The sequence below is a fragment of the Leptospira fletcheri genome (genome assembly GCF_004769195.1).
GTDB lineage: Bacteria > Spirochaetota > Leptospiria > Leptospirales > Leptospiraceae > Leptospira_B > Leptospira_B fletcheri.
Genome location: NZ_RQET01000004.1, coordinates 1,014,588 through 1,038,747, shown reverse-complemented (window position 1 = coordinate 1,038,747; position 24,160 = coordinate 1,014,588). Strand labels below are relative to the sequence as shown.

The following is a 24,160-nucleotide window of genomic DNA, read 5'->3' as shown; positions in this document are numbered from 1 at the left end:
CTCTCTTTATCCGCGAATTCCCTTCACTTTCGTTTTCTTAGCCGGAGCGATTTCCGTTTTTTTCCGCTCCGTTACGATCGTTCTCAGGGAGCGTAATTTTCCCCAGTCGGTCAACGGATCCTCTTCAAAGACCAAAAATTGAGCGGATTTTCCCGTTCGGATTTTCCCCTCATGCGCGGCGCCCAAATATGTACATGTGGTTTCTGTTGCCGCGCGTAATGCTTCCTTCGGCCCTAGGATCTTGGACAGTAAGGAGATCTCCTTCCATCCTGCAATTCCGGGAAACGTCAGATAATTTCCCGCACCGGAAGCAAGAAGAATCTTTAAAGCCAGATTCTTGCGGGCATTCAGAAACGCAAGATAGGAATCATACTCCTGATCCGCCTCCGCTTTTTCCTTTTCCCTCAATCCTTTCAAAGAGGAAACCCATTCCGCTGTCGGAGCTTTTTCCTTGAATTTCGGACTCCAATCGAGCAGACGATCCCATTCCGTCGAAAATTCGGAAGTCCCGACCTGCTTTTGATTATAATACACTCCGAACATGGGTCCCCAATAAGATTGGACTAAATTTCCGGAGACAGGGACGATAGAAGCCGTCTCCGGAATCGGATGATAGAGAACGGGAACTCCGGCCGACAGCGCCTCCCAAGTCGCAAACTCTTCCCCGAAGGAAGAAACCGCCAATTCTAGCCTCTGGGAGTCGGCTTTGGCCCTCATTCGATATAGAAGATGCCCGTCTAGTTGGAACAATTCCCCGGGATCGTGTCTTAGAAAAATATGCGCCTTGCCCCCCGCCTTGGAAGCGACGGCTTGCATCGCCTCGACCGCAGAGTGGAGGATTTTATATCCCTTCCGATCCGTTTCGGAACCTCGTAATTCCGGAGAATCCGCGATCCAAACCGGAGAAGAGGAGAGAATCTGCGGAAATTCGCCTTTCTGTCTTCTGGAACGTGCGACCTCTTCGGCCCAATTCGCATCCGCTACGCTTTGAACCAGAACGAATCCATGGAACAAAAACGAATGTAAGTCTTCTTCCAATTCCTTTTTGTCTTTTTGTCCGCCTAGGGAATTCGCCCCAAGAGTGACATTGGCATCACAAAATCCGGGTAAAAGATAAAGCGGAGTCGCCTCCTTGGAAGAAGGTACGATCTTTTCCACCAAGCCGTCCTTGACGGAAAGATCCACCGGTCCTTTGTATTCTAACGATCCTGGTTCGAGCACAAACACTCCCTTCCAATTCCAGCTTTGAGCCCGAAGCGAGCCAAAGGAGCAAAGTAGAAGCAAGTTCGTAAAAAACAGGATGTTCAAACGCAGGAAGACCTTTTTTGGACTGGCGTTTATGAGTCTCTTGACAAACAAATCGAGTTCCGGAAAGTTCAAGGTAATGGGTCAGGAAATCCGGGATATATCCGATAACATCCGACTGACGGTGGAAAACGGAAGAATTTTATCCCTCAAGACGCATAGGATGACCAGATCTGTAGAGGAACATATCCAGGAAGCGGTCGAACTGATCCTAGACAAAGTCACATCCCCCACTCTTGTCCCGACGATTTATACGATCGTTAAAGAGTTATCGATCAACGCCTGCAAGGCAAATCAAAAAAGGATTTTCTTCGAGGAAAAAGGATACGACCTGACCGACGAAATCGCTTATACCAAAGGCGTTTCCGAATACCGGGAATTATTTTCGGAAGCGATGGCGGAGGAATTCGGACAGAAGGCGAAAAAGAAAGGATATTATTGCCTCATTAATTTCGATTATTCCCTGGACGGAATCCGCATCGAAGTGATCAACAACACCCCGGTCACTCCCCAAGAGGAAAAGTCCCTCAGGGAAAAGTTGGAAAAAGGGATGCAGTATGCGGACATTGCGCAATTCTACCTGGATAACGCGGACAATACGGAAGGAGCCGGCCTAGGACTCGCTTTGATATTGATTATGCTCAAAGGGGAAGGGATAGATCCTTCCTATTTCCGTATCGGAATTCGTAAGGAATCGACGATCGCAAGATTGGAAATTCCTCTTACCGGCAATTTTAAGTCCGAAAGGGACAAGGATTTTTCCCGCACCTAAATGCCCCTTCCGATTTCTGCCTGCATCATCACCCTGAACGAAGAGGACAATATTTCCCGGTGCTTGTCCTCTTTGAAATTTGTGGACGAGATCATCGTTTTGGATTCCGGTTCCAAGGATAGAACCAAGGAACTTGCGGAAAATTTTGGAGCAAAATTCGTATTCCGGGAATTCGACGATTACGTCGGCCAAAAGAACCATGTGATCTCGCTGGCTAGAAACGCTTGGATCTTGAGCGTGGATGCTGATGAGGAAATCTCGCCGGACCTGGAGGCTGAGATTCGCGAAGTCTTAGGAGGACGCGAGCCGGATGAGGACGGATATTCCATCCCCAGATTGACCATGTATATGGGAAAATGGATCCGACACGGTGGTTGGTATCCGAATCGTAGGGTGAGATTGTTCAGAAAATCCAAGGGCAGATTCATAGGCGAAAAGGTTCATGAATCCGTAAAGCTCGACGGGAAAATGGGGAAATTAAAAAACCCCGTGCTGCATTATTCCTATCAGAATCTATTTGATCACGTGAATTTCATCAACAGCTACTCGGAATTGGCTGCCACGGAAAAATTCGCGAAAGGCAAACGCTCCGGACTTTTCCTGGCCTTGGCGGAAGCCGGATATAAGTCCTTCTGGATGTACTTCGTACGCTGCGGATTTTTGGACGGAAGACGCGGATTAATCCTCGCCGTAATGGGATTTTATTATAATTTTCTAAAATACACGAAAATTTTCGAGATGTTTCTCGCGGAGCAAATCGGAAAGAATACGAAGAAAAAGGGTTCGAAACAGGACTAAACGAAAATTAATCCCTTCTTTCCTTATTATGATTGATCCGATTCATGATATAAAGGGCAAAATAGCCTCCGATCAGAACCGCAATCAGATTCACGTTGGAAAGTTGGTAAATTCCGACCTTCGGAGAGATCAGCCAAAATACCACATCTCGTATGATGTCTTGAAAAATCGAAAGAATGATCAGGGAGCCCAATAAGGCGACCAGAAAAGCCACCCAAAAACCGCCCAAAAGATCCTTGCGTTTGTAAAAATAGAAATACCAGGCCAGACCACCGCTGATTCCGATGACGAAAAGTGCGTTGGTAAAAGGAGTCCACCATCCTACGGAGAATGCGGCCAAGACTAAAAAAGGTTGAGTGCCGAAGGAAGGAAGAAAATCGTAGAACGAAGCCAGGATCCCCATCTAGTTTACAGGTTTTCCGGGTTTTGGGATAAAGTCGAGAATTTTAGCGAAAAAAACGGTCCGATCCCAATTGAAAATCTTCAGAGACAGTTCCCAATATTTCGGCATCCTCGGAAATCCGCTTTCCCACACCCTTTCACCCTTACTTCATGAAGGTTGGTACCAGGACTTAAGTCTAGATTGCGCCTATTTTGTCTTTCCTGTTACGACTGTAGACAAAAACGACCTTAGAGTCTTACGAAAGTTCGGAGTAAAAGGTCTTTCCGTAACCATCCCCCACAAAGAAACCGCATACGATCTCGCCGACAAAACGGATCCCGCTTCTCAAGCGATGCGTGCAAGCAACACACTCGTATTAGGCGAAGACGGAGTGCAAGCTTTCAATACCGACGGACTGGGAGCAGTTCGAGCGATTCTAGAAACGGCCCCCGATTCTCTTTCCGGAAAAGTGCTGGTCCTGGGAAGCGGAGGAAGTGCGAGAGGAATCGGATTTGCGCTACTCAAGTCCGCAAACGTGTCGGACTTAACGATCGGTTCGAGAAACGAAACCACGGGAATGGAAATCGTCCGACTTTTAAACCAAGTGAAATCCGGATCTTCCTCCTTCTCAAATCTGGATTCCGCAAAAAGTAAATCGCAGGAATTCTCTCTTGTGATCCATACGACCCCGTTGGGAATGAAAGGACAAAATCCAGGTCCGATCTTGGATTCCTCCTTCTTTCGGAAGGAACAAACATTATTCGATATCGTATACAATCCGCTGGTCACTCCGTTAGTGGAAGCCGCTCGAAGTTCCGGAACGACGATCATCCCTGGAACGGAAATGTTGCTTTACCAAGCGGTGGAACAGTTCCGGCTTTTTACGGGAATCCCGTTGGAAGCGGAATACGTGGAACGCGGAAGACAAAGACTCTTCTCCGCTTTAAAAACGAAATAATACGCATGCAGGAATCGGGCTTTTTAGAATTCGGCTCCAAGTTGATCAATCTGGAAAAGACCAGAAACTTCAACGTATTCAAAGAATATTCCCTGGAATCCTTTCGGATTTTTCTGGATAAGTACGGATGGAGAGAACGAAAGAAGCCTCGTCTTCGAATTTCCGTAGTGGGAACGAACGGCAAAGGATCCGTATCCCATTTTTTGGCTCAGATTTTTGTACGTTTAGGATTAGGAACCGGTCTCTATACTTCCCCACACCTTCTGGATCCCAGAGAACGGATCCGGAAAAGTCCCGATCTCGCACCGATTTCCGATCTGGATTTAAAGAAATTAAGCGATCGTATATTCCAAAAATCGAATCTTTCCGAACTTGCGGAATTGTCTTGGTTCGAGTGGTTCACTCTGGGAGCGTTCGTACATTTCGAATCGGAGGACCTGGAAATTCAGATATTCGAAGCCGGACTAGGAGGAAGGTTGGACGCGACCCGACTCGCGGAGGCGGATGTAGTCGTATTGTGCTCCATCGGAGAGGACCACAAATCCATCTTGGGAGATACGAAAGCGAAAATTCTACAAGAAAAATTGAATATAGCCGGATCCAAAACCGGATTACTTCTGTCCATGGAACACCCGGAAAATCTGGACGCCGACGTTCGTGATTTCTGCACGGCGAAAGGGATAGAAGTCGCGTTTTATCCCGAAAAGACCGCAAAAATCTCCTACCTGGATTATAATCTCAACTTTTCCGCGTGGGCGGTGGAAAAAGCGATCCGCTTTTTCCACCGCCTACCCTTTCTCGAAACCGCATCTTTACAAGGAGAGAGCTGGCTCTTCGGAAAGACCGATTTCACCCTTTTCGGAGATTCCGAAATTCGTTTTTCCCCTCCGCCGGGTAGATTGGAATTGCTCTCTATCGATCCCGAGATCGTCTTCGACCCTGCTCACAATCCGGACGCAATAAGGACAACCCTGGAGGACGCATCGTCACGATTTTCCCGCAAATCCGCAAACGTGATCGCCGGATTCCTCCCCGACAAGGACGGGGAAACCATGGCGGAGGAAATCCTATCTTACTGCAGGAAAAACGGTACGGAAGCGACCTTTTTAGGGGGAGCGGAATTCAAACTTCCGAAAGGATACGAATCCTTTCTCTTACGCCCTTCGGATTTTTCACACAAATTGTTTTCCTTTGCGGACAAAGGGGTACTGATATTAGGCAGCTTTCGACTTTATAAATATGTAATAGATGCCGTAAAGGGTTTTTCGCACAAGGATCAGAAACGATAATTGAACCTTGCGTAAGTCTCGGTTTCCGGCCGGTTTTCCAGGCCTTTGACGAAATAAGGAGTCTTTACCGGAGCGACCCCCACATCCAGAGTTTCCGAGTCCAAACCCAACCAATAAAAAGTGACGCTAAGCGCCAGCATAGCCGCGATCCCGTACAGCATAAATCCGCCATGGAAACCTCTCTGCTGGGAAAACACGCCTCCCAAATCCCGATAATAATTCGCCTTGGCTTCCGCCTGACTGAAGATATTGTATTGATAGAGATATGCGGCGGTGAAAGTGTTCAAATTCGGAGAGGACTGGGCCAGACTAGCTAAACCCGTCAGAGTCATCGCATCCGTCATGGGTCGTGCACCTTCCAAAACGGAGTCCGCCTTCAGGTTGAAATAATAATAACCTGCATAAAACAGAAGAGTCCCATAAAGGGAATAGATCGCGAAATCGTCGTATGTGTGATCCATGAAAACGTATTTTTTATTTTTATAATAAGAAACCGTATCTCCCTTTTTCAAAGAGACGGAGACCTCCGAATTCTCTCCCTTTTTGATTTCCACTCCTTTTAACGAGTCGACGTATTCTTCCTTCGCGACTCTAAGTCGGTTCCAACCCACTTTTACGGGTACCTTGACCAAGGGAGTCACACCCAGATTCTGGGAACCGAAATATACCGTTGCTCCCGGAGGATCCGAGGTGACGGAGAGCCATCCTTCTTTCTTTTCTCTAGACAACTGGACTTGGATTTCCTGCGAAGAAGTCCTCATGTCTACTTCTCCTTTCCAATCGTCGAAGCCGTCGCGAGTGACCCGAATTTCGTGCAACCCCGGAAGGATATCGTCCCGAACCAAAGGCGTTTTACCGATATAATTGCCGTCTAAAAAAACCAAAGAACCCAAAGTGCTTTCCGAGCGAACGGAGAGGCGCAAGGTGGATTTTCCCAAAACGAAATTTTTCAGCTCCACCACCAAAGGATTCATCTCCTGATAGGATCGTCTAACGCTCGTTTTATGGGAAAACGCCTTTTTAGATCCGTCTTTGAAGGAACGGAGAAAAATACGTATCTTCAATTCTTCCTGCGAACTCCTTTCGAACTCGCCCGTAACCGTATAAAAACAGTTGTTCTTCTTTGCCAGAGGAATGGCGCCGGATTCGTCGGGAGCGGACTCCGACTCGAAAGGCTCGGACCGTAAGGATAAGTATCTCGGATCCTTTTTGACGGAGAGGGGAATTTTTCCGTCCTTCAGACGATTCAATTTTTCCCGATCCCATTCGTCCTCCTTTAGAGGTGCAACCGGAGAAGACTCCTGCTTACCGAAGGAATGTTGGATTACGGTCGGAAGAGCGTTTTCATCGTAGATCTGAACCACTGATTTCAGACCGGAATAAAGAACGGAAGCGTATCCGGCGGAATAGAAATCCAGATTCGAATCGCCCGTGATGTTTCGAAGCGGAAAAAAGCAAAGTTTCCTTTCCCTTTCGAATTCGATTTTTTCTCGGGAGGAAATCCCCGGAAAATCGTAATAGTCGTCCACGGCCCACAGAGTTCCTCCCTGAGGTAGCGCCAAAAATCCGCATAAGGCCAAAGCCGCGCAGAATTTTTTCGGGAAACGTAGGATCAATTCTTTCTACCGCCTACGGAATACACTAATCCAAGAATGCCGAAAACGGGAACGACCAAAGCCCAGGGTGCGGACTCCGCATAGTCTTTGGAAAAGGCGATCTGTTCCCCCAATCCCGGCCCGAAAAAATCTCCTCCCTCCGAAATTCCCAAGAATCCGAAGATCGCCAAAGTCATGACGACCGAAGGAAGACCTGTGGTCATGAGAACCCGCAGCAACTGAAAAGCCTGCGGTAGGATATGGTTTCGAAAAACATAAAATTTACCGGCGCCGAAACATTGTGCCGCAGTGACGTAACCGCTCGTACTCGCTTCGTCTATCCTTGCCCTCAAAGTCTCATAGGCTTGGGCCCAATCCCCTAGTAGGATCGCGATAAAAAGGGAAAACGGACCTGCTCCGAATACCTGGACTACCAGCAGTGCAAGAAGCAAGGAGGGAATGGAAATAAAAACGGAGGAAAGTGGAGCCAGAAGATTTCTCTGTACAAACGGACTAGAATAGGAGATCAGTCCGAAGCCGCTCGCCAAGACCAAAGTGAAAATTCTGGCAGGCACAGCAAAAAGAAAAGTGGAAAGACTTCCGTACCCCAACATAGCCCAAACGTCCCGACCCAAGCGGTCCTTGCCCATCGGAGCTTCCCAAGAGACGGAACGAAAAGACTCGTTTAAATCCACTTGGGTCGGAGGGGAATGGAATAGGATTCCTGCGACCACAATCGTCAGAAAAAGGATTACAATTCCGATATGTAGAAATTCCGCGGATTTCATGCGGCTTGGGTTTCCCATCCCAATAAGGAATCGCGGAATTTTTCCGAAATTCTGCTAAGAATATAAAAGATCAGTCCGCTGTAAAAAAGTAAAGCTGAGAGCAAGGAAACATCCATCGTCCGTATCGCGTGATACATGGACTTTCCAATGCCGGGAAAGAAGAATATCTCCTCCACCACGATGGCTCCGGATAAGAGGGAACTGAAATCCAAGAAAATCAAAACCAACAGGACAGGTAGGATTTTCGGAAGAACATGACGGAACAAGATCCGAAGTTCCGAATACCCCCTGGCCTTTAGGACTCGCACGTACGCCGAATCCGATTCCGCTTCCGCCATACTTAAGGAAAATCGAAACAATCTCGCCCAGACCCTCGAACCTAAGGCGATCCCCGGAAGAATCACATAAACCGTTTCTCCCGATTCGTATCCTCCGGGAGGCAACACTCCCAGGATGAAAAAGAAAACCGTCAAGAGTATGACTGCTGCGACGAATACTGGAGTCGATAGAACCAATCGACTCGACGCATCCAGGAAAACCCTTAGCCAAGAGGAGTCCAGAAAGAGAACGACGAAGGAAAGTCCGACGGCAAAAATCACGCTCCAAAAAATGGAAAAGACCGCCAAATGAAGGGTGGGTAAAAATCTGGCGCCTAGATGACTCAAAACCGGATCACCGGACTCGGTTTTGCCCAAATCCAAAGTCAGAATTCCTTTCCAGAACAAAAGGTAGGAATCTATAAAATTCCTCCCTCCGGAAAAATCCCTGCCGTCCTCTTCCGAGATGCCGGAATCCGCGAATAAAAATCTGCGGTCTAACGATCGGAGATGAGAAAACAAAACCGAAACGGCGGAAAGCAACAAAACGAAAGCCAAAAAACGCCGGACTTCTTCTAACAAGGTCGGAGATCCTTAAGGAGTAAAGGCTTTCCGAATTTCCTCGAAATTTTTGGAATGAACCAGCTTCTCCCGATCGTCCTTAACGTTAAGGGTTTTGGCGATCTGAGCTAGAGTTTTTATATGTTCTTGGAATTTGGATTTAGGAACGATTAATAGTATGAAAATGTGAACCGGAAGATGGTCTATGGCGTCGAAGTCGATTCCACCTGGAGAAAGTCCCATCACGCATTTCAACTCTTCCACCAAATTTACCGAACAGTGAGGGATCGCGACCCCGCTGCCGATCCCCGTAGACATGGACTTTTCCCTCGCGAGCAAGGATTCAAAGACCGGTTCTCGAACCTCGGGTTCGATCAATTTTGCTTCGACCGCTTTTTGCAAAAGTCGGGAAATCACTTCTTCTTTCGAAGAGCCTTCCAAATCGAACATCACGGTCTCAGGCTTAATTAAAGCCATCAGCTGGTTCATGCTTCTCTATCCTATCTCCTAGGAAAATACGAATCAAAACGGATTCAATGAAAAAAAACGACGGGACCCAAGTGAATGCCGGTACGGTTTCCGGGGAAAGTAAAAAAATTCCCGCGGCAACGGGAAGCAAAGCTAAAAAAGAGATCGGTAAGGCGGATTCGGTATTTCGACCCGGAAGAGATAGAGCAAAAGCAAAAGCAACGCTTGCCCCCCAAACCGGTTCCGAGACGAACTCGGAAGCCGGAATTCCGGATTTGACCGTCCAAAAACAGAGCGAAGCTCCGAAAAAAATCCACAAAAGAAAAGCGAGAGGACGTTTTAATAAAATCGGAAGGAGAAGAATGACTCCGTATCCGCCGGCCGCTTCCAAAGCCGAAAACCGAACCCCGGAAAGAGGAAGGTTCGCAAAGATTCCGGAAGTGTAAAAGTCTACGAAGTTCGGATCGCGAAACCGAGACCCCATGGATTCCTCCCAAAAAGAGATTCCCGGCAAAAGATAGAGTGGAAGAAAAACCGATATCTGGACCAACGCTAAGGGAAACCGAACTCTCAGATTCCGTTCCGCAGTCCACCAAAGTCCGAATCCGATTAGAACGGCAAATACGATTTGTAAAGAATACCTTTGGTCCTGGGGAACCAATAGGGAAAAATAAAGACCCTGGTTCACCCAATACAATCCGTAGGATTTCTGGCCGGTAAAAAGAAAATACGCCACGGCTCCTAGGGCCCAAGAAACTCCGAGCGCGATTCCGACCAATACGAGATTCCTCGAACCGATACAAAGAACGAGCAGGCAGACGACGCTTGCCAAAATATCGGGAAACAACAGGTCCTTCCGACGAAAAAACCCTCTTCCCGTCGAAAGTATAAAGCTAAACGCCACGCCTGTCCTCTTTGAAGGAACGGATCCGGTCTCGTAAGGAAATCGACGACGGACAGACGAAAGTGCATATGCCGCACTCCATACATAGGCCGGGCTGGAATTTTCCTCGGAATCCCACTAGCGCCATAGGATTCGCTTTTGTAGGACAATTCAAAGAACATTCTCCGCATTCCACGCAAGGAAACTCGGAACGATTTGCATCGTGCCTTGCGAGAAGAATCAGTGAGGAATGGAGACGAATATCCAGATAAAAACTCTCGTCTACCGTGCGGACAGGATAATTCTCATAAAAGGAATTCAAGGTAAACCAACGGAAATCATCCTGAAATTCCTCGAACAAAAATTTCAGATTCTGCCCGTTACGAAATGTTAAGGGCTTTTGCGCTTTTCGTAATCCTCCGTTCTTGCCCAAGAAAAAGAGACTCGCGTCCCTTTCAATAAAAGGAAAATCCGAGAACAGAGCCTTATACAGATGGTATAAAGTTTCAGGACCCAAATACAGAACTTCCGCGAATTTCTGAAACGGAATCCGTTCCGTTCGATAAGCGAAATACTCCGGAATTCCCCAAGGATAAGAGTATTCACGGACGGGAGGTTTCTTGTCCGAAATATAATCCCGGATCGTAACGCCCGGAAACCAATCGGCGAGAGCTTGTAAAAAAGCCTGATGACAGTCCGACATCTCTGAAAGCCGGGGACCGAAATCTATGTCTTGGGTTTTCGTGTAAGGAGAAAGTAGGATGACTTTCGGAGGAAGAGAGTTCCGGAAGAAACTGGACAAAGATCTTTCGCAAAAATCCAGAGACACGACCCCAAGGGAATCCATCGCATCGCAGGCGTCTTGCTTGCTCCAACGTTTTGGCTGAGGCTCTTTACGCGATGGAAACGTTCCATCCTGGGTGATGCGGATCTTTGTGCCGTTTTCTTCGCGAGCTAAGGAGGCTACTCCGTTTACCGGCGACAAAACCGTACCGGAAGATTGTTGAAAAAGTGGATCGCCCACCTTGACCCTGGCGGGAAATTCTTTTAGTAGAAGTGCCCCGCCTTCGGGGGCTAAGGTATAAGGTTCATCCAGAACCGTCTTTCGGATGCCCGTATCTTTGACGGTTCTGGGTTTGAGGAGGAACGGTTTTGCGAACAATGCCCTTTTTAATTAGGCGACTTAACCATATAGATTTCGTCTTTAATGGGTAATTCTTTCTTTAAATTTTTGATATAAGGCAGAATTTCTCCCATCGGCTCGTAGAATTCGCAATCCGTTTGCATACGACGTGCAACGGTAAAATACTTATAAAGCTTTTCCTCTCCGGAACGTTTGGACCATTTCTTTTTGGTGCATTTGACCCGGAGGATGTATTTGTCCGCCTCGGATTCATACTGCCTTACGGTTACGCAATGCAGGCAGTTGGCGCAATAGACTTTCTCGCTCATCGATTATCCTGTTTCCTGGGGGTAATTTGACAGATTTAGGCTTAGCCTGCGGGAGTCAACCCGTTTCTATTCCCCGTAAAGAAGCCGATTAGGCTTCTTGAGGAACTTCTTCCTGGGAGGCCCCCTCTTCCTGAGAGGCTTTGTATTTCCAAGCGGCTTCCCGGAAAGATTGGAAAGAAACGAAGAAAAACCCGATTCCATAGACCAATAGGAAACCTACGATATAAGGACGTCCGACCAAGAAAGATAAAGCTACAGAAAAGAGGCAATAGGCTCCCAGCAGGAATTCCAATACTACATGGAAATCCAAGGGAACAGTATATTTTAATCTTTCCCGGACCGAGTCGGAATTCTTCTCTATCCGGAGTTTCGGAGTCCGTTTAAAGGAAGATTGGATTCCCAAAACGGCTTCCAGCCACGCACGAGTATTTACCACGGCGATTCCCGTTCCGACCATAATCAATATGGGCAGGTAGACCAACCTACGCTTCCAATCTTTGTACAGGGTTTTCTGAGAATATGCGTAAAAGAAGAGAGGCCCTACCGAACCTACGGAAAGAACAGCCGCGGTGCCGGATAAAACCTCCAACGGAAGATCATAAAAACTGAACCCGGACCAATATTCCATCAAAAGCAACGGAGCGCTAAAGAGAATGTTGATGATCATCAGAGGGTGAACGGAGTAATTGATCAGGTGGGTGACCGCTTCGGCTTTGGTTTTCCAAGGAAGATCCGCTTTCCAAATTCTGGGGAGAAGTTTGACTGCAGTTTGGATAGAACCTTTGCACCAACGGAACTGTTGGGACTTGTAAGCGGACATCATAGCGGGAATTTCCGCTGGACATACCACGTCTTTGAAATAACGGAACTTCCACCCTTTCAATTCCGCGCGATAGGAAAGATCGAAATCCTCGGTGAGGGTATCGTGTTCCCAGCCGCCAGCGTCCGCGATGGTCTTTTTTCTCCAAGTTCCTGCGGTTCCATTGAAGTTCATCCAGAGTTTGGCTCCGTTGCGAGCCACCTGTTCGATCATAAAGTGACCGTCGATTCCGAAACTTTGGGCTTTCGTTAGAATATTATAATCTGCGTTGATATGTCCCCAACGAGCCTGTACCATCCCGATCTCGGGATCGTCGAAATAGGACATGGTTTTCAAAAGAAAATCCGGATCCGGAACGAAATCCGCGTCGAAAATCGCGATGAAATCACCGGTACTTTCTTTCATCCCTGCATCCAAGGCTCCCGCCTTGTGGCCGACTCGGTTCGTTCTATGGAGGTGGCTAATATTGAACCCTTGGGTCCGGTACTGTGCGACCAGATTTGCCGCTTTTTGAACGGTTTCATCGGTGGAATCGTCCAAAACTTGGATTTCTAATTTATCTTTCGGGTATTTCAATGCTACCGTGGAATCAATCAATCGATCCACAACATAGAATTCGTTGAATATCGGAAGTTGGACTGTAACTTTGGGTAAATTCGGATCTTCCAGGGAAAGAGTTCGGCTCGGATCCGTATCGCAGTTCGTGTTGTATTTCTTATACAAATACACCATAATATATGTGTGGATCCCGAAGAAAAACAGCCCGAGAATATCCAAGGCATAAATGGCAAGAAACAGGACGGTTACCGCAGTCAACATTTGTGTCAAAACTTTCGATATGGGCGAAAAAGTCAACGGGTTTTGCACCGCAACATGGAAACGGGAAAAATCAAGAGGACGGAGGACCCGCCCCCTCGGTTGGAAGTGAAAATTCGCAGTGGAGGTTCCTCAACCAGGGAGGTTGTGGTCCATCCGCTTAGAGTATCGGAAATCAAAAAGCCAACCTTAGCCACGGAGAACGTTTTTTGGGATTTTTGGGGAAAAAGACGAGGACTGGATACTATGAATTGAGGGATTTAAAGACCCCGGTGAGGCGTGGCCCAGGACCAAAGGCCGCTTGGTTCCCTACCGCAAAACGTCCTTTTCACAACTCCTTTTCCCATCGCTTTTTTGCAGGAGCTCCCACAAAAATTCGGCCAAAAAACATTCTTGTCGAAACGAGAAAATTCTGATACTCGGTCCGAAGTCGCGCTTCGGGGTACCACCGCACCGGCCCCCGCCCAGAGCCGGGTGGGGACCCTAAAACGCTTGTCCCCCAAAAGCAGTCACCTAATTTAGCTCCGTGCGATCCTCCTTACTAGGAATCCTAGCCGCCTTTGCCTCCGTCCTACTTGCCATCGCCCTGGAAGAGGCGCACTTCCTATCCTTCTTAAAAATATCCGCCCTAATTCTGATTTTAGGAGGAACGGCCGGAGCGACTTTCGCCAGCTACCGAATCGAAGAATTCGCAATCATGGCGTTTCATTTAAGGGAAGCCCTGTTCCCTAAAAAGGAATTCTCCTTAACGGATTTGTTTTTGGATTTTGCCGAAAGGGCGAGAAAAAACGGCCTTCTCTCTTTAGAAGACAGGCTATCTTCCGTACCGGATGCATTTTTAAGGAAAGGAATCCAATTGATCGTAGACGGTACCGACCCACGAGCCGTGGAAGAGATCTTATTCGAAGCGGCGGAAGGCTTGGAAGAAAAAGAAATTCGCTCCGCCAAAATTCTCGAAACCGCCGGAGGATTTTCCCCCACAATCGGAATCATAGGAACGGTTCTCGGCCTGGTAGGTGTATTGGAAAATCTAGGTGCCGGCACAAGAGCTCTGGGGGAAGGGATCGCAACCGCCTTTATCGCGACTTTTTACGGAATTTCTTTCGCGAACTTATTGTATTTTCCGTTAGCGAACAGAATCAAGAGTTGGGCAAGAGTCAGAAGTAACAGAAGACAAGCGATGATCCGAGGCATTATTTCCCTACAAACCGGAGACAATCGTAGAATTCTGGCCGAACGAATGGCCCCTTTTTTAGAGGAAACGCGATAATTCGAATTTTTGAAATCGCGGAAAACAAGAGCACATAATGTATAAAATAGCCGAACTCCCAAAATTAAGCGTTCTTACGATCGCTCATTCTGGAAAGAATCTCCCGAATCTCGCCCTCGGCGCCCACGGGAGTCAAAACGAGAAGAACGTCCCCGTCTTCCATCTTGGTCTTACCCGTCGGAACCAAATGGGTTTCTCCGCGATAAATCAAAGTAATCAGGGAATTTTCCGGAAAATCCAATTCATAAACGAACTTACCTACGGACGCGGAACCGTATGGAACGATATACTCCAACAACTGGGTATCGCTTTGATCCTTATTTTCGAATTCGAAGGGATACGAGGCCCTCTGTTCTAGAGCGGCCTGTAAACCTAAAAGTCGGACCACGTACGGAATGGTGCTACCTTGCAATAACAAGGAAGTCAAAACCGTAAAGAAGACCAAGTGAAAAATCGTCTCCGATTCCGGCAGAGACTTCGCATAAGGAAAAGTAGCTAAAATAATGGGTGCCGCGCCACGGAGGCCCACCCAAGAGATCAGTAATTTTTCCTTCCAATCCACATTGAAACCGATCAAGGAAATCCACACGGAGATCGGCCTCGCCACTAACATTAGGAAAATGGAAAATGCGATCCCCATACCGAAGACCGGAGGAATCCGGGAAGGAAAAACCAGAAGTCCCAAAGTCAAGAACATCACGATCTGCATCAGCCAGCCGATTCCGTCCATAAAACGTACGTTACTTCGTTTATGCACGAAGGACCGGTTCCCGATGACGATCCCTGCAATATAAACCGCAAGAAAGGCGTTCCCTCCGATGAGTTCGGTGGAAGCGAAGACGAACAATACCGAGGCCGATAATAAGACCGGATACAGTCCCTCGTAATCCAGCTTAATTCTGTTTATCCCCCGATAGATCCAATAGCCCAAAAGAAGACCGATCAGGATGCCGAGACTGAATTGTTTAAAGATCTCCCAAACCAGAAGCCCCCAAGAAGGAGAATCGTTTCCGACAAAACCCAAAATCGTGGTCGTTAACAAAACGGCAAGAGGGTCGTTACTCCCGGATTCGAGCTCGAGAAGGGACGTCAGCCCCTTTCTCATTCCGGTGTTACTAGTCCGCAATACGTTGAATACTGCGGCCGCATCGGTGGAAGATACGACAGCGCCTAACAGAAATCCTACGACGGGAGAAAATCCTAGAACATAAACGGAAAACAATCCGACAAAGATGCAGGTAAGCAAAACCCCGAAGGAACCTAGCGAGATTCCCATCCAAAGCACGGGTCGCACCTTGTTCCAATCCGTTTCCAAACCGCCGGAAAAAAGAATGAAAGCCAGCGCGATCGATCCTACTTTACGGGCCAGCTCCGCATCGGAAAAGGGGATGCCTAGAACTCCGTCCGACCCGGCAAACATTCCGATGGACAAGAAAATCAGTAACGCAGGGACTCCGAATTTCGTGGAAACTCGGAGCAAACCGATACTGACGATGATCAAACCGGATAACGCAAGTATTGTGAACTCGAATTCCATCGGATTACCAGGCGATACTTTCCGAAAGGGAGAATTTTTTACGAATCGTTTTTTTTCGCCTCTTCATGGAGAGAGATTTTTTATACAACATCGGAATTCAGCTCGTACAAAAGATCCTCCAATTCTCTGTCGTCCGTCACCTCGATGAGGCGATCCTCTCCGTATTCATCCGCTTGGATCCGAACGGCAAAATATCCGAAACTTTCCTCTCCTTTCAGAAAGCCGACGTCCAGGTTTACTAGGTCGCGATCCTCTTCCGTCGTAGGAATCAGGAGAAAATATTGTGCCTCGTCGACTTCCACCACTTCCCCGATCAGGAACGAATGCGAATTGCCTTCCTCGTCGATCAGGTTTAGAAATTCTTCGCCCGATTCCGAACCTTCCGCTTGGGATCGGGGGTCTTCTTCTTCGAACATTTTTCCCTCTTTATTTGCATCGGCCGGAAGTCGCGATCACCCGGCAAGATTCCGTTCCGTCGCCGTCCCGGAAAGGGTGGACAAGAAGGTAAAAAACCGAAATTTGGGTGGGATACACACCCGCGGAAAACCGAGCAAAATGGATCGAAAGAGAAATTATCTACTTCCTATTTTGGTCGGCTGTGCCTGCACCCTCGCGTTTTGTAGGCCGGAATTCAAAGACGACGTCCGACAGAAAAACGGAACCATGGATGCGAGCGGCTGGAACTTCCATCGGAAATCCGTAGCGCTGAATGGAGAATGGGAGATTTATCCTAACGCTCTTCTGATCTCGGAACCGGATTCGCTAAAACCGCCTGCGATATCGACCACGATTCCGAACACCTGGAACCACATTGTAAGCGACGGAAAACCGGTCTTTCCGAACGGCAAAGGGTTTGCCACCTATGTTCTTCGTCTTCAACTTCCGAAAGACTGTCCTCCGTTGATGTTACGCGTTCCTGACCAAGGAACGGCATATTCCCTCTATGCGAACGGGAAAAAAATCGCGGGAATGGGCAAGGTCGGAAAAAACAAAACCTCTTCCGTTCCCTTTCTCGCATCCGCTGTTGTGGACATACCTACGGATACGCGCGAACTCGCTTTCGAAATCTCCAATTATCACCATATCATAGGCGGATTCTGGTTCGCGCCCGAATTAGGGGAAAGGAATCGGATCCTGGAGGAAAAGTATGCCGATCTGACCGTAGATCTTGCGACCTCCTCCTCCGCACTGGTATTGGTCATTTACCAGATCGTAGCATATTTATTGACGAGAAGAGAGAGAGCCCCTTTACATTTCGTAATCTTCTCCCTTGCCGGAACTCTTCGATTTTTTCTCACCGGAGATCGGATACTCAACACGGTTTTTCCGCAGGTCCCTTGGGAAATCACTCATAAGCTGGAATACCTAACCACTTATGCGCTTTCCTCCGCTTTCTTTTCCTATACTGCGTCTTTATTTCCCCTGGACTTTCCCCGCTGGAGTGAACGCGCGTCCTTACTGTTGCTATCTTTCTTCTCCATAATCACGATCTTTTTCTCCGTAGAATATTACGGAAGATTGTTGGTTCCTTTCCAGCTCGTAGTCGTTCTAGGTTCTTTTTTCATAATTTACGGCTGCGTCAAAGCCGCTGTTTATAAACGGGAAGGAATTTGGCTGTTCCTATTCGGTATCGTCGCAATTCTAATCGCTTCGATTAACGATATATTGGCTTCCCAGTATATTATTAGAACTAAATATATTCTAGCGCCGGCAGTATTCGTATTCATCTTTTCCAATAGTCTATCACTGGCAGTCTCCTTTTCCAAAACCCTGGAGCGTTCCAGAATCGTCAGCGCCCGATTAAAGTCGGCCAACCGAGACTTGAACGAATTAAAGATCGAGCTGGAAAAAAAAGTCGATATGAGAACCAGACAATTGACGGAAGCCAAAAATAGGGCCGAAGGGGAAGCGAAATATAGATACGATTTCCTCGCCACCATGAGTCACGAGATCCGGACGCCTCTGAACGGTTTGATGGGAACGGCCAATCTGCTTTCGGAAACTCCCTTAAACCAGGAACAACAGGAATACCTGGACATCATGCAGATATCCGGTGAAAACCTTCTCCACCTGGTCAACCAATTGCTGGATCTTTCCAGAATCGAAGGAAATCGATTCGAATTGGAAGTTATACCTTTCGATCCTTTCGCGATCCTGCAGAAAGCCGCAAAAGTAGTCAGAGCGAGAGCGGAGGAAAAAAGGGTTCTATTGAACCTCGAATATCCCGAGCACCATCCTGGCATTTACGTCGGTGACGAAGGTAGAATACAACAAGTTTTGCTAAATCTCATAAGCAATGCCGTTAAGTTTACAGGATCGGGAGGCAAGGTGCTCGCGGGAGTCAAAAATGCGGGAGAGGATTTCCAATCTCGTATCCTGGAATTCTGGGTGGAAGACACCGGAGTCGGGATCGCCCAGGAAAAGATCTCCGATCTGTTCGAGCCTTTCGTCCAAGCGGATTCTTCGATTTTCCGCAAATACGGAGGTAGCGGCTTGGGGCTCACGATCTCGAAAAAACTCGTGGAGCTAATGGGAGGTTGCATTCGGGTCGAAAGTCGGGTTGGAAAAGGATCTAGATTCTCTTTCTTACTTCCCTTTCCTCAAGAGGAAGGAGAAGGAATAGAGGCGACGGGAGAAAAAATTCGATCCATCTCTCCGAAAAGAATTCTGATCGTGGAAGATCGGGAACCTGCCAGGACCATTGCACGCAAAACCCTGGAAAATATGAATATGACAGTGGACATCGCGAAAGACGGCAAAGAAGCGCTGACCAAGTTATTTTCCGAATATTACGATCTGGCGCTGATCGATATCGAACTGCCCGAACTGACAGGAATCGAAGTCGTCCGCACGTTAAAGGAGCACGGGGAAAACCTTCCGATCCTAGTAGCCTGGACGGCCCACGCACTTCCGGGTGCGGAAGCGGTTTTTAAAGCCACCGGTTTCGACGCTTACATGCAAAAACCTTCCCTCAGAAAAGATTGGGAAGCGCTCTTGCTCGCGCTTTTCAGATAAAATGCCCCGAACAGAATTTATGCGAGAATATCGAAGAATTCTCTCTTTTATAGCGTTTGTGGTCCTTCTTTCATCATGCGTTCTCGGAATCTCCTGCAACAATGGAAGTGCGAATTGCCACCGAGAGGCCCAGAAGGACGCCGATATAACCAAGGACTTGGAGATCGCATGTCTCCTGAATCCTTCCGACAAAAATCTTTGCAATTTCGCCCTTCTGCAATCCGCAATCCCCTACCAATGTTACGCGGGGCAATAACCTTCGAATCCGAACGTTCTCCCGGATAGGTTATAAAAATTTAAAATTCTTCGAAAGGAAGTTTGTTCTTCTTAGCGTTATTGCATTCCTTACATGCAGGTACAAGGTTGGCCTTGACGGACTTCCCTCCTTTCGCGAGAGGAACTAGATGGTCCATGGTTAGTTCTTCCGGAGAAAACTTTCTTCTACAGTAATAGCAGATCCCGTCGGATTTTTTCTTTTTCCACCAGGGAGTTTTGCGGAGCTCTTTCGCGATCCTTCTCTGTTTTTGGATCTCTTCCTCCCCGATCCATAACACGGGTTCTTCGGGCAAAAACGGTTCTTCAGGCATAAAAATCGATTAGGAGATCCAATCCTTTCCCGGTCCGAACCAGGAAAGACGCGTTCCCGGAATTAAGGCTCGGATCGCCAAACCGGTCCGCATCCCGAACGCGGTCGCGAGAACCGTATCCCCTTTTTTTAACGTTATCTCCCCTTCCACGGAACAGCTTCCGTCCAGAACCATAAGAATATGAAATACCGGCTCCGAGGAAAAGGAAGGCAAAACGAATTCCCCGGCTTCTTTCACGCTCAGAAGTTCCATTCTGAACTTATCGTTTCCCGTTAATAAAACTCTCTCGCCGTATTCCCAAGGAAGAGACGTCTGAGATAAAGGGTCTTCCGGGTCCGGTCCCGAGTAATCCAACACATCCAGCGCTTTTGTTAAGTGAAGCTCTCTGGGACGACCGTAATCGTACACGCGATAGGTGGAATCGGAAGATTGCTGGACTTCCATCAACAGGATTCCCGCTCCGATCGCATGGATTTTTCCCGGATTCAAAAGGAAAGAATCCGATTCTTTTACGGATACGACGTTCAATAGCTCTTCGGCCCGATCACTACGGACCAATTCGGCGAATTCGTCCCTGCTCGTAGCTCTTGCAAAACCGCAGACCAGCTTCGAGCCCGCATCCGCCTGGAGTACTGTCCATGCTTCCTTTTTACCGGAACTTTCCGGATCGAATTTTTCGGCGTACTCGTCGTCGGGATGGACTTGCACGGATAATTTTTCGCGGGCATCGATCAGTTTGACCAACAGGGGAAAGCCCTGTCCTATAAAAGACTTTCCTAAAACGTTTTCCGGATCCTCGGAATAAAACTCGCGGAACGTCCGACCGGCGGCGGATCCGTTTTCGATTACGGAAAGATCCTGACCATAATCCGAAACTTCCCAGGATTCTCCGATATCTCCCGCAGGTAAGATCCTACCCAAAAAAGTTTCAAACTTTCTGCCTCCCCAAACTTTCTCTTTGTAGATCGGGCGGAATTTTAAAACCTTCTGCATAGTCTTATTTTTTACCGCCCGTATAGACTTCAATTTTAACTTTAATCTCCCTTTTTTTGAAATGAGTGAACGAATCCGGACGGAAGCCGGAAAGGTCCAAAGTATAAATCCTGCCCGGGATCAATGTTCCCGGTCCGGATTTCCATTTCAGATAACGGAAACTTTTGTACGTTCCTTTTCCTCCGCAGGAACCGCAATTCAGATCCGAACCTCTACATTCCGGGCACAACACCCGAACGACCAAAGGAATCGCCGCTAAGACGGTCCCTTCCAGCTCCTCCTCCGTCAAACAGAGCCGAATATCATGGTAGATTCCCGTATATTTTCTGCGGTCTCGGTTCCGAAAGCCGGCACGCAACAGACCTCTCTTTGCGAACTCCACCGCCTTTGCGGAAAAAATAATCCTGGAGGCGGGGATCAAAAAGGTGCGCGAAGGATTCGAAATTTTTTGCCCGCCGCGAAGGGCAAGCTGGGCATCGAAGCGAAGTCTTTCCTCGGGCTGAGTTAGGATTTTATAAGAGCGAACGATCTTTAGGAAAATCTCCGCCGAACCTGTTTTTTTGTTATCCGGATGAAAAGCTTTTGCCAACGCACGAAATCTGGTTTTAATAATGTCGACTTCGGCATCCTGCGAAACTCCCAGGACCCGATAATGGTCCACCCAAACCGCATCCATGGTGAACCCTATTTTTTGCGACCTATCGCCGGCTTACGATCCGGAGGATTATTTGTTGGATTCTTCCTGGAAGGATCCGCCTTGGTCCAAACCGTCCAGCATCGTCTCGACATCGCGTCTATCGGCTTGTATGGTACCTTCCACATATTTCGTGATCGCTTGTATGACTTCCACAAGGTTGTTCCGGTAGGAGCGGACTAATTTCACTCTCTGGTCCGGGTTGCGAATATTAGACAGATTATACGTCTCTTCCTGGATTCCGCCATCCGTTTTTCTTTGGACTGAAAGGATGATACTGTTCGCTTCCGGAGCCGAAACGTTTTCGTTTTTGAGGATCCCCAGTTCGTCGTTGACCGGACGTAATTTGGTTACCATCGATTTGCGTGTCACGAATCGGATCCCTTCCAATTTAAAGGGTCCTTGCCCGGAAACCTTCAGGAAAAATTTCTTATCGAAAAGAAATCGTTCGCGATTCGGAAGTTCGTACGTTTCGATCGCCGGGATGAATTGTACGTATTCGTTGTTCTGAATCTTTTTTCTTTTATTCAGAAAGGAAAGCAACTCCTCTATCCGTTTGTGGAAGTATTTGATGTCGCTGTTCAGAGCTTCCAATGCGCGTATTTGAGTGTCTTTATAGGGAAGAATCTTGATCTGGCCGTCCGGCTCGATATCTTGTGCGTACGCGCTGACGGTCAGGACAAAAAATAGAATTGCGGAAGACGTCGCTTTCTTCATTAGTTCAGATTCCGGAAGATTTCCTTACCACTAGTGTCGTCCTTTATCGTAAAAAGCCCGGATTTTTCTTAAAAATTCGTTGAATTCAGGCCGGATTCTACGAAAAGGGAAGGGATCGATATGGAAATTACCATCAGAAAATCTGGCGAAACGAACGTAATCGGCTTATCGGGCAGTTTGGACATATATACGTCCATCGATCTGAAAAACTTCTTCGAACAGAACATCGACCGAAATAATAATAACGTGGTCATCAACTTGGAAAAACTGAATTATATCGATTCTTCCGGAATCGGAATGCTGATTAAGCAACTCAATTATGTCCAAGAATTGAACGGTAAATTCTTTATCGCAAATATGAAACCAGCCATCGAAAAAGTGTTCAAAGTGGCAGGGTTAACCTCCTACTTCCAAACTTTATCCGAATCGGAATTTGCGAATCGATACCCTTAAATTATGTCATCTCGGCAAGTCTCGCCGACGAAGCCGTTTTTTCGATATTACATTATAATCTCTTAAAATACTCCGAATGGATCGTTTCGTTTCCGGTCGATTACAGAGCGGAATAAGAGAGAAAAACGTCCCAGATTCCCCAAAAACGTCCTTCGTCCACGCCGACGGATTCCAGACGAAGGATCAGTCTTCCCTCCACCAGTTCCGACGGGTCTACGGAAATCCGTACCGGAGGAGCGGGAGCGTACAAGGCCTTTAAGTACAGCGCATGATCCGGAAATTTTACGGTTTTTTTTTCCGTTCCATTCACGAAGATCCGTAGTTCCCTCGTCGGAAAAGACGCTGAATTTTCCGTAGGATCGAATAGCGTCAGGTCGAAATAAACGTAAATCGTGTCTTTCCGATCCGGATCCGCCGTAAGCAAGACATCCAACCCTTCCTGAGGAATCATTCTGCATTGGTTATCGGATAAGATTCCGGTACCTGCCCCCGGCGCGGGATCCTTTCTATCCGGCGCAAGTTTCAAACCGTTATGCATGGCCCAAACCGAAAGTTCCGGAAAGGTGCGGTAATTTTCGGATACGTACGCTTCACCTCCCATCGGTTTTGAAAAATTCTCGAAATTTTTCGTTTTCCGATTTTCCACCTTAGCCTGACTCTGACTCGCAGTGGCTAGGAATAAAAACAAGAAGCAGCCGAAACGGAACCTGAACATGTTGTTTAGACTATCGGTCGTCGGAGCGGAGGAAACTTGAAAATTCTTAGGAACCTGGAACGCCTGGGGGAGACGATAGGAACGTCTACCGTTCTGACTCTCGGGAATTTCGACGGAATTCATTTGGGACACCAGGCCCTCTTGGAGAGAATCAAAGAAATCTCCTTGGAAACAGGACTCCCTTCCGTAGCGATCACGTATTACCCGAATCCCGCCCTCGTGCTCGGAAAAGATAAGGATCTAGGCAGCCTCACGACCCAAGCGGACAAGGAGGCGCTGATAGAATCTTTCGGCATAGATTGGTTGGTGATCGTCCCGTTTACGATGGAACTCGCGAGCATGGAAGCGGAAGACTTCCTTCATAACATTCTGATCGGAGAGCTGAACGCCAAAAAAATTCTGATCGGCTTCAACCATTGTTTCGGAAAAGGACGCAGAGGAAATTACGAATTATTGCAGCAATACTCGAGCAAGTACGGATACGAATTGGAAAAATTGGAACCGGTATACCTGGATAACACAAAACTCTCCAGCTCCTACATCCGATCCCTGATCCGGGAGGGAGAAGTTTCCAAAGCCGAGGAATGTCTAGGACGGGAATTTTCCATAACCGGAGAAGTAGTGGAAGGGCATAAGAGAGGAAGGACCATAGGATTCCCCACTGCCAATGTCAAACCTTCTCCCGAACTCATCCTTCCCGGGATAGGAGTTTACGCGGGAAAGACCGAGATCGGCGGAAAATATTATGATTCCATGATTAATATCGGAAATAACCCGACCTTCGGAGACGAACAACTCAGCCTCGAAAGCCACATCTTCGATTTTTCGGGAGATTTGTACGGTAAGACGGTCCGAGTCCTTTTTTCGGAACGGATCCGCTCTGAAATCAAATTTTCGGGTGTGGAAGCGTTGATCGCCCAATTAAAACAAGACGAACGGATTTCGCGCGAAATTTTAGCCGATCGTTAAGCGAAA

Annotated in this window: 25 protein-coding genes; 8 read left to right on the top strand and 17 right to left on the bottom strand. The window is 47.6% G+C overall.

Annotated elements, in window-relative coordinates:
* Positions 1–6 precede the first annotated feature (6 nt).
* Positions 7–1,221: an amidohydrolase family protein gene (locus EHO60_RS08180; RefSeq protein WP_246028193.1), complete on the bottom strand. Its 1,215-nt coding sequence runs from the start codon at positions 1,219–1,221 to the stop codon at positions 7–9.
* A gap of 163 nt (positions 1,222–1,384) precedes the next feature.
* Here EHO60_RS08180 and EHO60_RS08175 point away from each other — a divergent pair, with 163 nt between their 5' ends.
* Positions 1,385–2,077 carry a histidine kinase gene (locus tag EHO60_RS08175; protein WP_135768004.1) on the top strand — a complete coding sequence of 231 codons (693 nt, stop codon included), beginning with the start codon at positions 1,385–1,387 and terminating at the stop codon, positions 2,075–2,077.
* On the top strand, positions 2,078–2,875 hold the full coding sequence (locus EHO60_RS08170; RefSeq protein ID WP_135767632.1) for a glycosyltransferase family 2 protein: 798 nt from the start codon (positions 2,078–2,080) through the stop codon (positions 2,873–2,875). It abuts the gene before it with no gap.
* Between the two features lie 7 nt (positions 2,876–2,882).
* Here EHO60_RS08170 and EHO60_RS08165 read toward each other — a convergent pair whose 3' ends face one another.
* Positions 2,883–3,278, bottom strand: a complete 396-nt coding sequence (locus EHO60_RS08165; RefSeq protein WP_135767631.1) for a hypothetical protein — start codon at positions 3,276–3,278, stop codon at positions 2,883–2,885.
* A 70-nt stretch (positions 3,279–3,348) separates the two neighbouring features.
* On the opposite strand from EHO60_RS08165, the gene EHO60_RS08160 reads away from it, so the two are divergent.
* Both EHO60_RS08160 and EHO60_RS08155 read left to right on the top strand, forming a co-directional pair.
* Positions 3,349–4,215: a shikimate dehydrogenase family protein gene (locus EHO60_RS08160; RefSeq protein WP_135767630.1), complete on the top strand. Its 867-nt coding sequence runs from the start codon at positions 3,349–3,351 to the stop codon at positions 4,213–4,215.
* A 5-nt stretch (positions 4,216–4,220) separates the two neighbouring features.
* Positions 4,221–5,504, top strand: coding sequence for a folylpolyglutamate synthase/dihydrofolate synthase family protein (locus EHO60_RS08155; RefSeq protein ID WP_135767629.1), 1,284 nt, complete (start codon positions 4,221–4,223; stop codon positions 5,502–5,504).
* Here the strand turns inward: EHO60_RS08155 and EHO60_RS08150 are convergent.
* The 8 genes from EHO60_RS08150 to EHO60_RS08115 form a co-directional block, all read right to left on the bottom strand.
* Positions 5,492–7,120, bottom strand: coding sequence for a PEGA domain-containing protein (locus EHO60_RS08150; protein WP_135767628.1), 1,629 nt, complete (start codon positions 7,118–7,120; stop codon positions 5,492–5,494). The genes EHO60_RS08155 and EHO60_RS08150 overlap by 13 nt on opposite strands.
* Complete coding sequence (locus tag EHO60_RS08145) at positions 7,117–7,887, bottom strand: ABC transporter permease (protein ID WP_135767627.1); 771 nt, start codon at positions 7,885–7,887, stop codon at positions 7,117–7,119. The genes EHO60_RS08150 and EHO60_RS08145 overlap by 4 nt, the downstream gene beginning before the upstream one ends.
* On the bottom strand, positions 7,884–8,786 hold the full coding sequence (locus tag EHO60_RS08140; RefSeq protein WP_135767626.1) for an ABC transporter permease: 903 nt from the start codon (positions 8,784–8,786) through the stop codon (positions 7,884–7,886). Before EHO60_RS08140 ends, EHO60_RS08145 begins: the two co-directional genes overlap by 4 nt.
* A 12-nt stretch (positions 8,787–8,798) precedes the next feature.
* Complete coding sequence (locus EHO60_RS08135) at positions 8,799–9,254, bottom strand: PTS sugar transporter subunit IIA (protein WP_135767625.1); 456 nt, start codon at positions 9,252–9,254, stop codon at positions 8,799–8,801.
* Positions 9,229–10,080, bottom strand: coding sequence for a hypothetical protein (locus EHO60_RS08130; RefSeq protein ID WP_246028192.1), 852 nt, complete (start codon positions 10,078–10,080; stop codon positions 9,229–9,231). The genes EHO60_RS08135 and EHO60_RS08130 overlap by 26 nt, the downstream gene beginning before the upstream one ends.
* 46 nt (positions 10,081–10,126) lie before the next feature.
* The gene (locus EHO60_RS08125; RefSeq protein WP_135767623.1) at positions 10,127–11,278 is read right to left on the bottom strand and encodes a 4Fe-4S dicluster domain-containing protein; all 1,152 of its coding nucleotides are present in this window, start codon (positions 11,276–11,278) and stop codon (positions 10,127–10,129) included.
* 8 nt (positions 11,279–11,286) lie between these two features.
* Positions 11,287–11,568, bottom strand: coding sequence for a hypothetical protein (locus EHO60_RS08120; protein WP_010414765.1), 282 nt, complete (start codon positions 11,566–11,568; stop codon positions 11,287–11,289).
* 88 nt (positions 11,569–11,656) lie between these two features.
* Entirely contained in the window at positions 11,657–13,207 is a 1,551-nt protein-coding gene (locus tag EHO60_RS08115) for a cellulose synthase family protein (protein WP_135767622.1), read from the bottom strand.
* A 523-nt stretch (positions 13,208–13,730) separates the two neighbouring features.
* On the opposite strand from EHO60_RS08115, the gene EHO60_RS08110 reads away from it, so the two are divergent.
* Positions 13,731–14,474, top strand: coding sequence for a motility protein A (locus EHO60_RS08110; protein ID WP_135767621.1), 744 nt, complete (start codon positions 13,731–13,733; stop codon positions 14,472–14,474).
* Positions 14,475–14,538: 64 nt separating this feature from the next.
* On the opposite strand, the gene EHO60_RS08105 is transcribed toward EHO60_RS08110, so the two are convergent.
* Together EHO60_RS08105 and EHO60_RS08100 are read right to left on the bottom strand one after the other, a co-directional pair.
* Positions 14,539–16,011, bottom strand: coding sequence for a potassium/proton antiporter (locus EHO60_RS08105; protein WP_135767620.1), 1,473 nt, complete (start codon positions 16,009–16,011; stop codon positions 14,539–14,541).
* 80 nt (positions 16,012–16,091) lie between these two features.
* Positions 16,092–16,427, bottom strand: coding sequence for a DUF1292 domain-containing protein (locus tag EHO60_RS08100; RefSeq protein ID WP_135767619.1), 336 nt, complete (start codon positions 16,425–16,427; stop codon positions 16,092–16,094).
* A gap of 139 nt (positions 16,428–16,566) precedes the next feature.
* Here EHO60_RS08100 and EHO60_RS08095 point away from each other — a divergent pair, with 139 nt between their 5' ends.
* Positions 16,567–19,026: an ATP-binding protein gene (locus tag EHO60_RS08095; protein WP_135767618.1), complete on the top strand. Its 2,460-nt coding sequence runs from the start codon at positions 16,567–16,569 to the stop codon at positions 19,024–19,026.
* A gap of 296 nt (positions 19,027–19,322) precedes the next feature.
* Here the strand turns inward: EHO60_RS08095 and EHO60_RS08085 are convergent, their stop codons facing one another.
* Genes EHO60_RS08085 through EHO60_RS08070 form a run of 4 tightly spaced genes read right to left on the bottom strand, consistent with a single transcriptional unit; the run spans position 19,323 to position 22,017 of the window.
* A complete protein-coding gene (locus EHO60_RS08085) occupies positions 19,323–19,613 on the bottom strand; it encodes an HNH endonuclease (RefSeq protein ID WP_135767616.1) in 291 nt (96 codons plus the stop codon).
* A 9-nt stretch (positions 19,614–19,622) separates the two neighbouring features.
* The gene (locus EHO60_RS08080) at positions 19,623–20,606 is read right to left on the bottom strand and encodes a type I phosphomannose isomerase catalytic subunit (protein WP_135767615.1); all 984 of its coding nucleotides are present in this window, start codon (positions 20,604–20,606) and stop codon (positions 19,623–19,625) included.
* 4 nt (positions 20,607–20,610) lie between these two features.
* Entirely contained in the window at positions 20,611–21,282 is a 672-nt protein-coding gene (locus tag EHO60_RS08075; RefSeq protein ID WP_135767614.1) for a DnaJ domain-containing protein, read from the bottom strand.
* A gap of 48 nt (positions 21,283–21,330) precedes the next feature.
* Positions 21,331–22,017, bottom strand: coding sequence for an LIC_12936 family protein (locus tag EHO60_RS08070; protein WP_135767613.1), 687 nt, complete (start codon positions 22,015–22,017; stop codon positions 21,331–21,333).
* Positions 22,018–22,137: 120 nt separating this feature from the next.
* On the opposite strand from EHO60_RS08070, the gene EHO60_RS08065 reads away from it, so the two are divergent.
* The gene (locus tag EHO60_RS08065) at positions 22,138–22,470 is read left to right on the top strand and encodes an STAS domain-containing protein (protein ID WP_135767612.1); all 333 of its coding nucleotides are present in this window, start codon (positions 22,138–22,140) and stop codon (positions 22,468–22,470) included.
* A 100-nt stretch (positions 22,471–22,570) separates the two neighbouring features.
* Here EHO60_RS08065 and EHO60_RS08060 read toward each other — a convergent pair whose 3' ends face one another.
* A complete protein-coding gene (locus tag EHO60_RS08060; protein ID WP_135767611.1) occupies positions 22,571–23,185 on the bottom strand; it encodes an LIC10729 family protein in 615 nt (204 codons plus the stop codon).
* Positions 23,186–23,221: 36 nt separating this feature from the next.
* On the opposite strand from EHO60_RS08060, the gene EHO60_RS08055 reads away from it, so the two are divergent.
* Positions 23,222–24,154 (top strand): bifunctional riboflavin kinase/FAD synthetase, encoded by a 933-nt coding sequence (locus EHO60_RS08055; protein ID WP_135767610.1) that lies wholly within the window; start codon positions 23,222–23,224, stop codon positions 24,152–24,154.
* Positions 24,155–24,160: the final 6 nt, after the last annotated feature.

Excerpts from the sequence above, each read along its gene's own strand:
- EHO60_RS08165 (WP_135767631.1), bottom strand. The coding sequence starts at position 3,278 with ATGGGGATCCTGGCTTCGTTCTACGATTTTCTTCCTTCCTTCGGCACT.
- EHO60_RS08115 (WP_135767622.1), bottom strand. The coding sequence starts at position 13,207 with ATGTTGACTGCGGTAACCGTCCTGTTTCTTGCCATTTATGCCTTGGAT.
- EHO60_RS08175 (WP_135768004.1), top strand. The coding sequence starts at position 1,385 with ATGGGTCAGGAAATCCGGGATATATCCGATAACATCCGACTGACGGTG.
- EHO60_RS08100 (WP_135767619.1), bottom strand. The coding sequence starts at position 16,427 with ATGTTCGAAGAAGAAGACCCCCGATCCCAAGCGGAAGGTTCGGAATCG.
- EHO60_RS08065 (WP_135767612.1), top strand. The coding sequence starts at position 22,138 with ATGGAAATTACCATCAGAAAATCTGGCGAAACGAACGTAATCGGCTTA.
- EHO60_RS08135 (WP_135767625.1), bottom strand. The coding sequence starts at position 9,254 with ATGAACCAGCTGATGGCTTTAATTAAGCCTGAGACCGTGATGTTCGAT.
- EHO60_RS08105 (WP_135767620.1), bottom strand. The coding sequence starts at position 16,011 with ATGGAATTCGAGTTCACAATACTTGCGTTATCCGGTTTGATCATCGTC.
- EHO60_RS08075 (WP_135767614.1), bottom strand. The coding sequence starts at position 21,282 with ATGGATGCGGTTTGGGTGGACCATTATCGGGTCCTGGGAGTTTCGCAG.
- EHO60_RS08070 (WP_135767613.1), bottom strand. The coding sequence starts at position 22,017 with ATGAAGAAAGCGACGTCTTCCGCAATTCTATTTTTTGTCCTGACCGTC.
- EHO60_RS08085 (WP_135767616.1), bottom strand. The coding sequence starts at position 19,613 with ATGCCTGAAGAACCGTTTTTGCCCGAAGAACCCGTGTTATGGATCGGG.
- EHO60_RS08155 (WP_135767629.1), top strand. The coding sequence starts at position 4,221 with ATGCAGGAATCGGGCTTTTTAGAATTCGGCTCCAAGTTGATCAATCTG.
- EHO60_RS08120 (WP_010414765.1), bottom strand. The coding sequence starts at position 11,568 with ATGAGCGAGAAAGTCTATTGCGCCAACTGCCTGCATTGCGTAACCGTA.
- EHO60_RS08080 (WP_135767615.1), bottom strand. The coding sequence starts at position 20,606 with ATGCAGAAGGTTTTAAAATTCCGCCCGATCTACAAAGAGAAAGTTTGG.
- EHO60_RS08095 (WP_135767618.1), top strand. The coding sequence starts at position 16,567 with ATGGATCGAAAGAGAAATTATCTACTTCCTATTTTGGTCGGCTGTGCC.
- EHO60_RS08145 (WP_135767627.1), bottom strand. The coding sequence starts at position 7,887 with ATGAAATCCGCGGAATTTCTACATATCGGAATTGTAATCCTTTTTCTG.
- EHO60_RS08170 (WP_135767632.1), top strand. The coding sequence starts at position 2,078 with ATGCCCCTTCCGATTTCTGCCTGCATCATCACCCTGAACGAAGAGGAC.
- EHO60_RS08060 (WP_135767611.1), bottom strand. The coding sequence starts at position 23,185 with ATGTTCAGGTTCCGTTTCGGCTGCTTCTTGTTTTTATTCCTAGCCACT.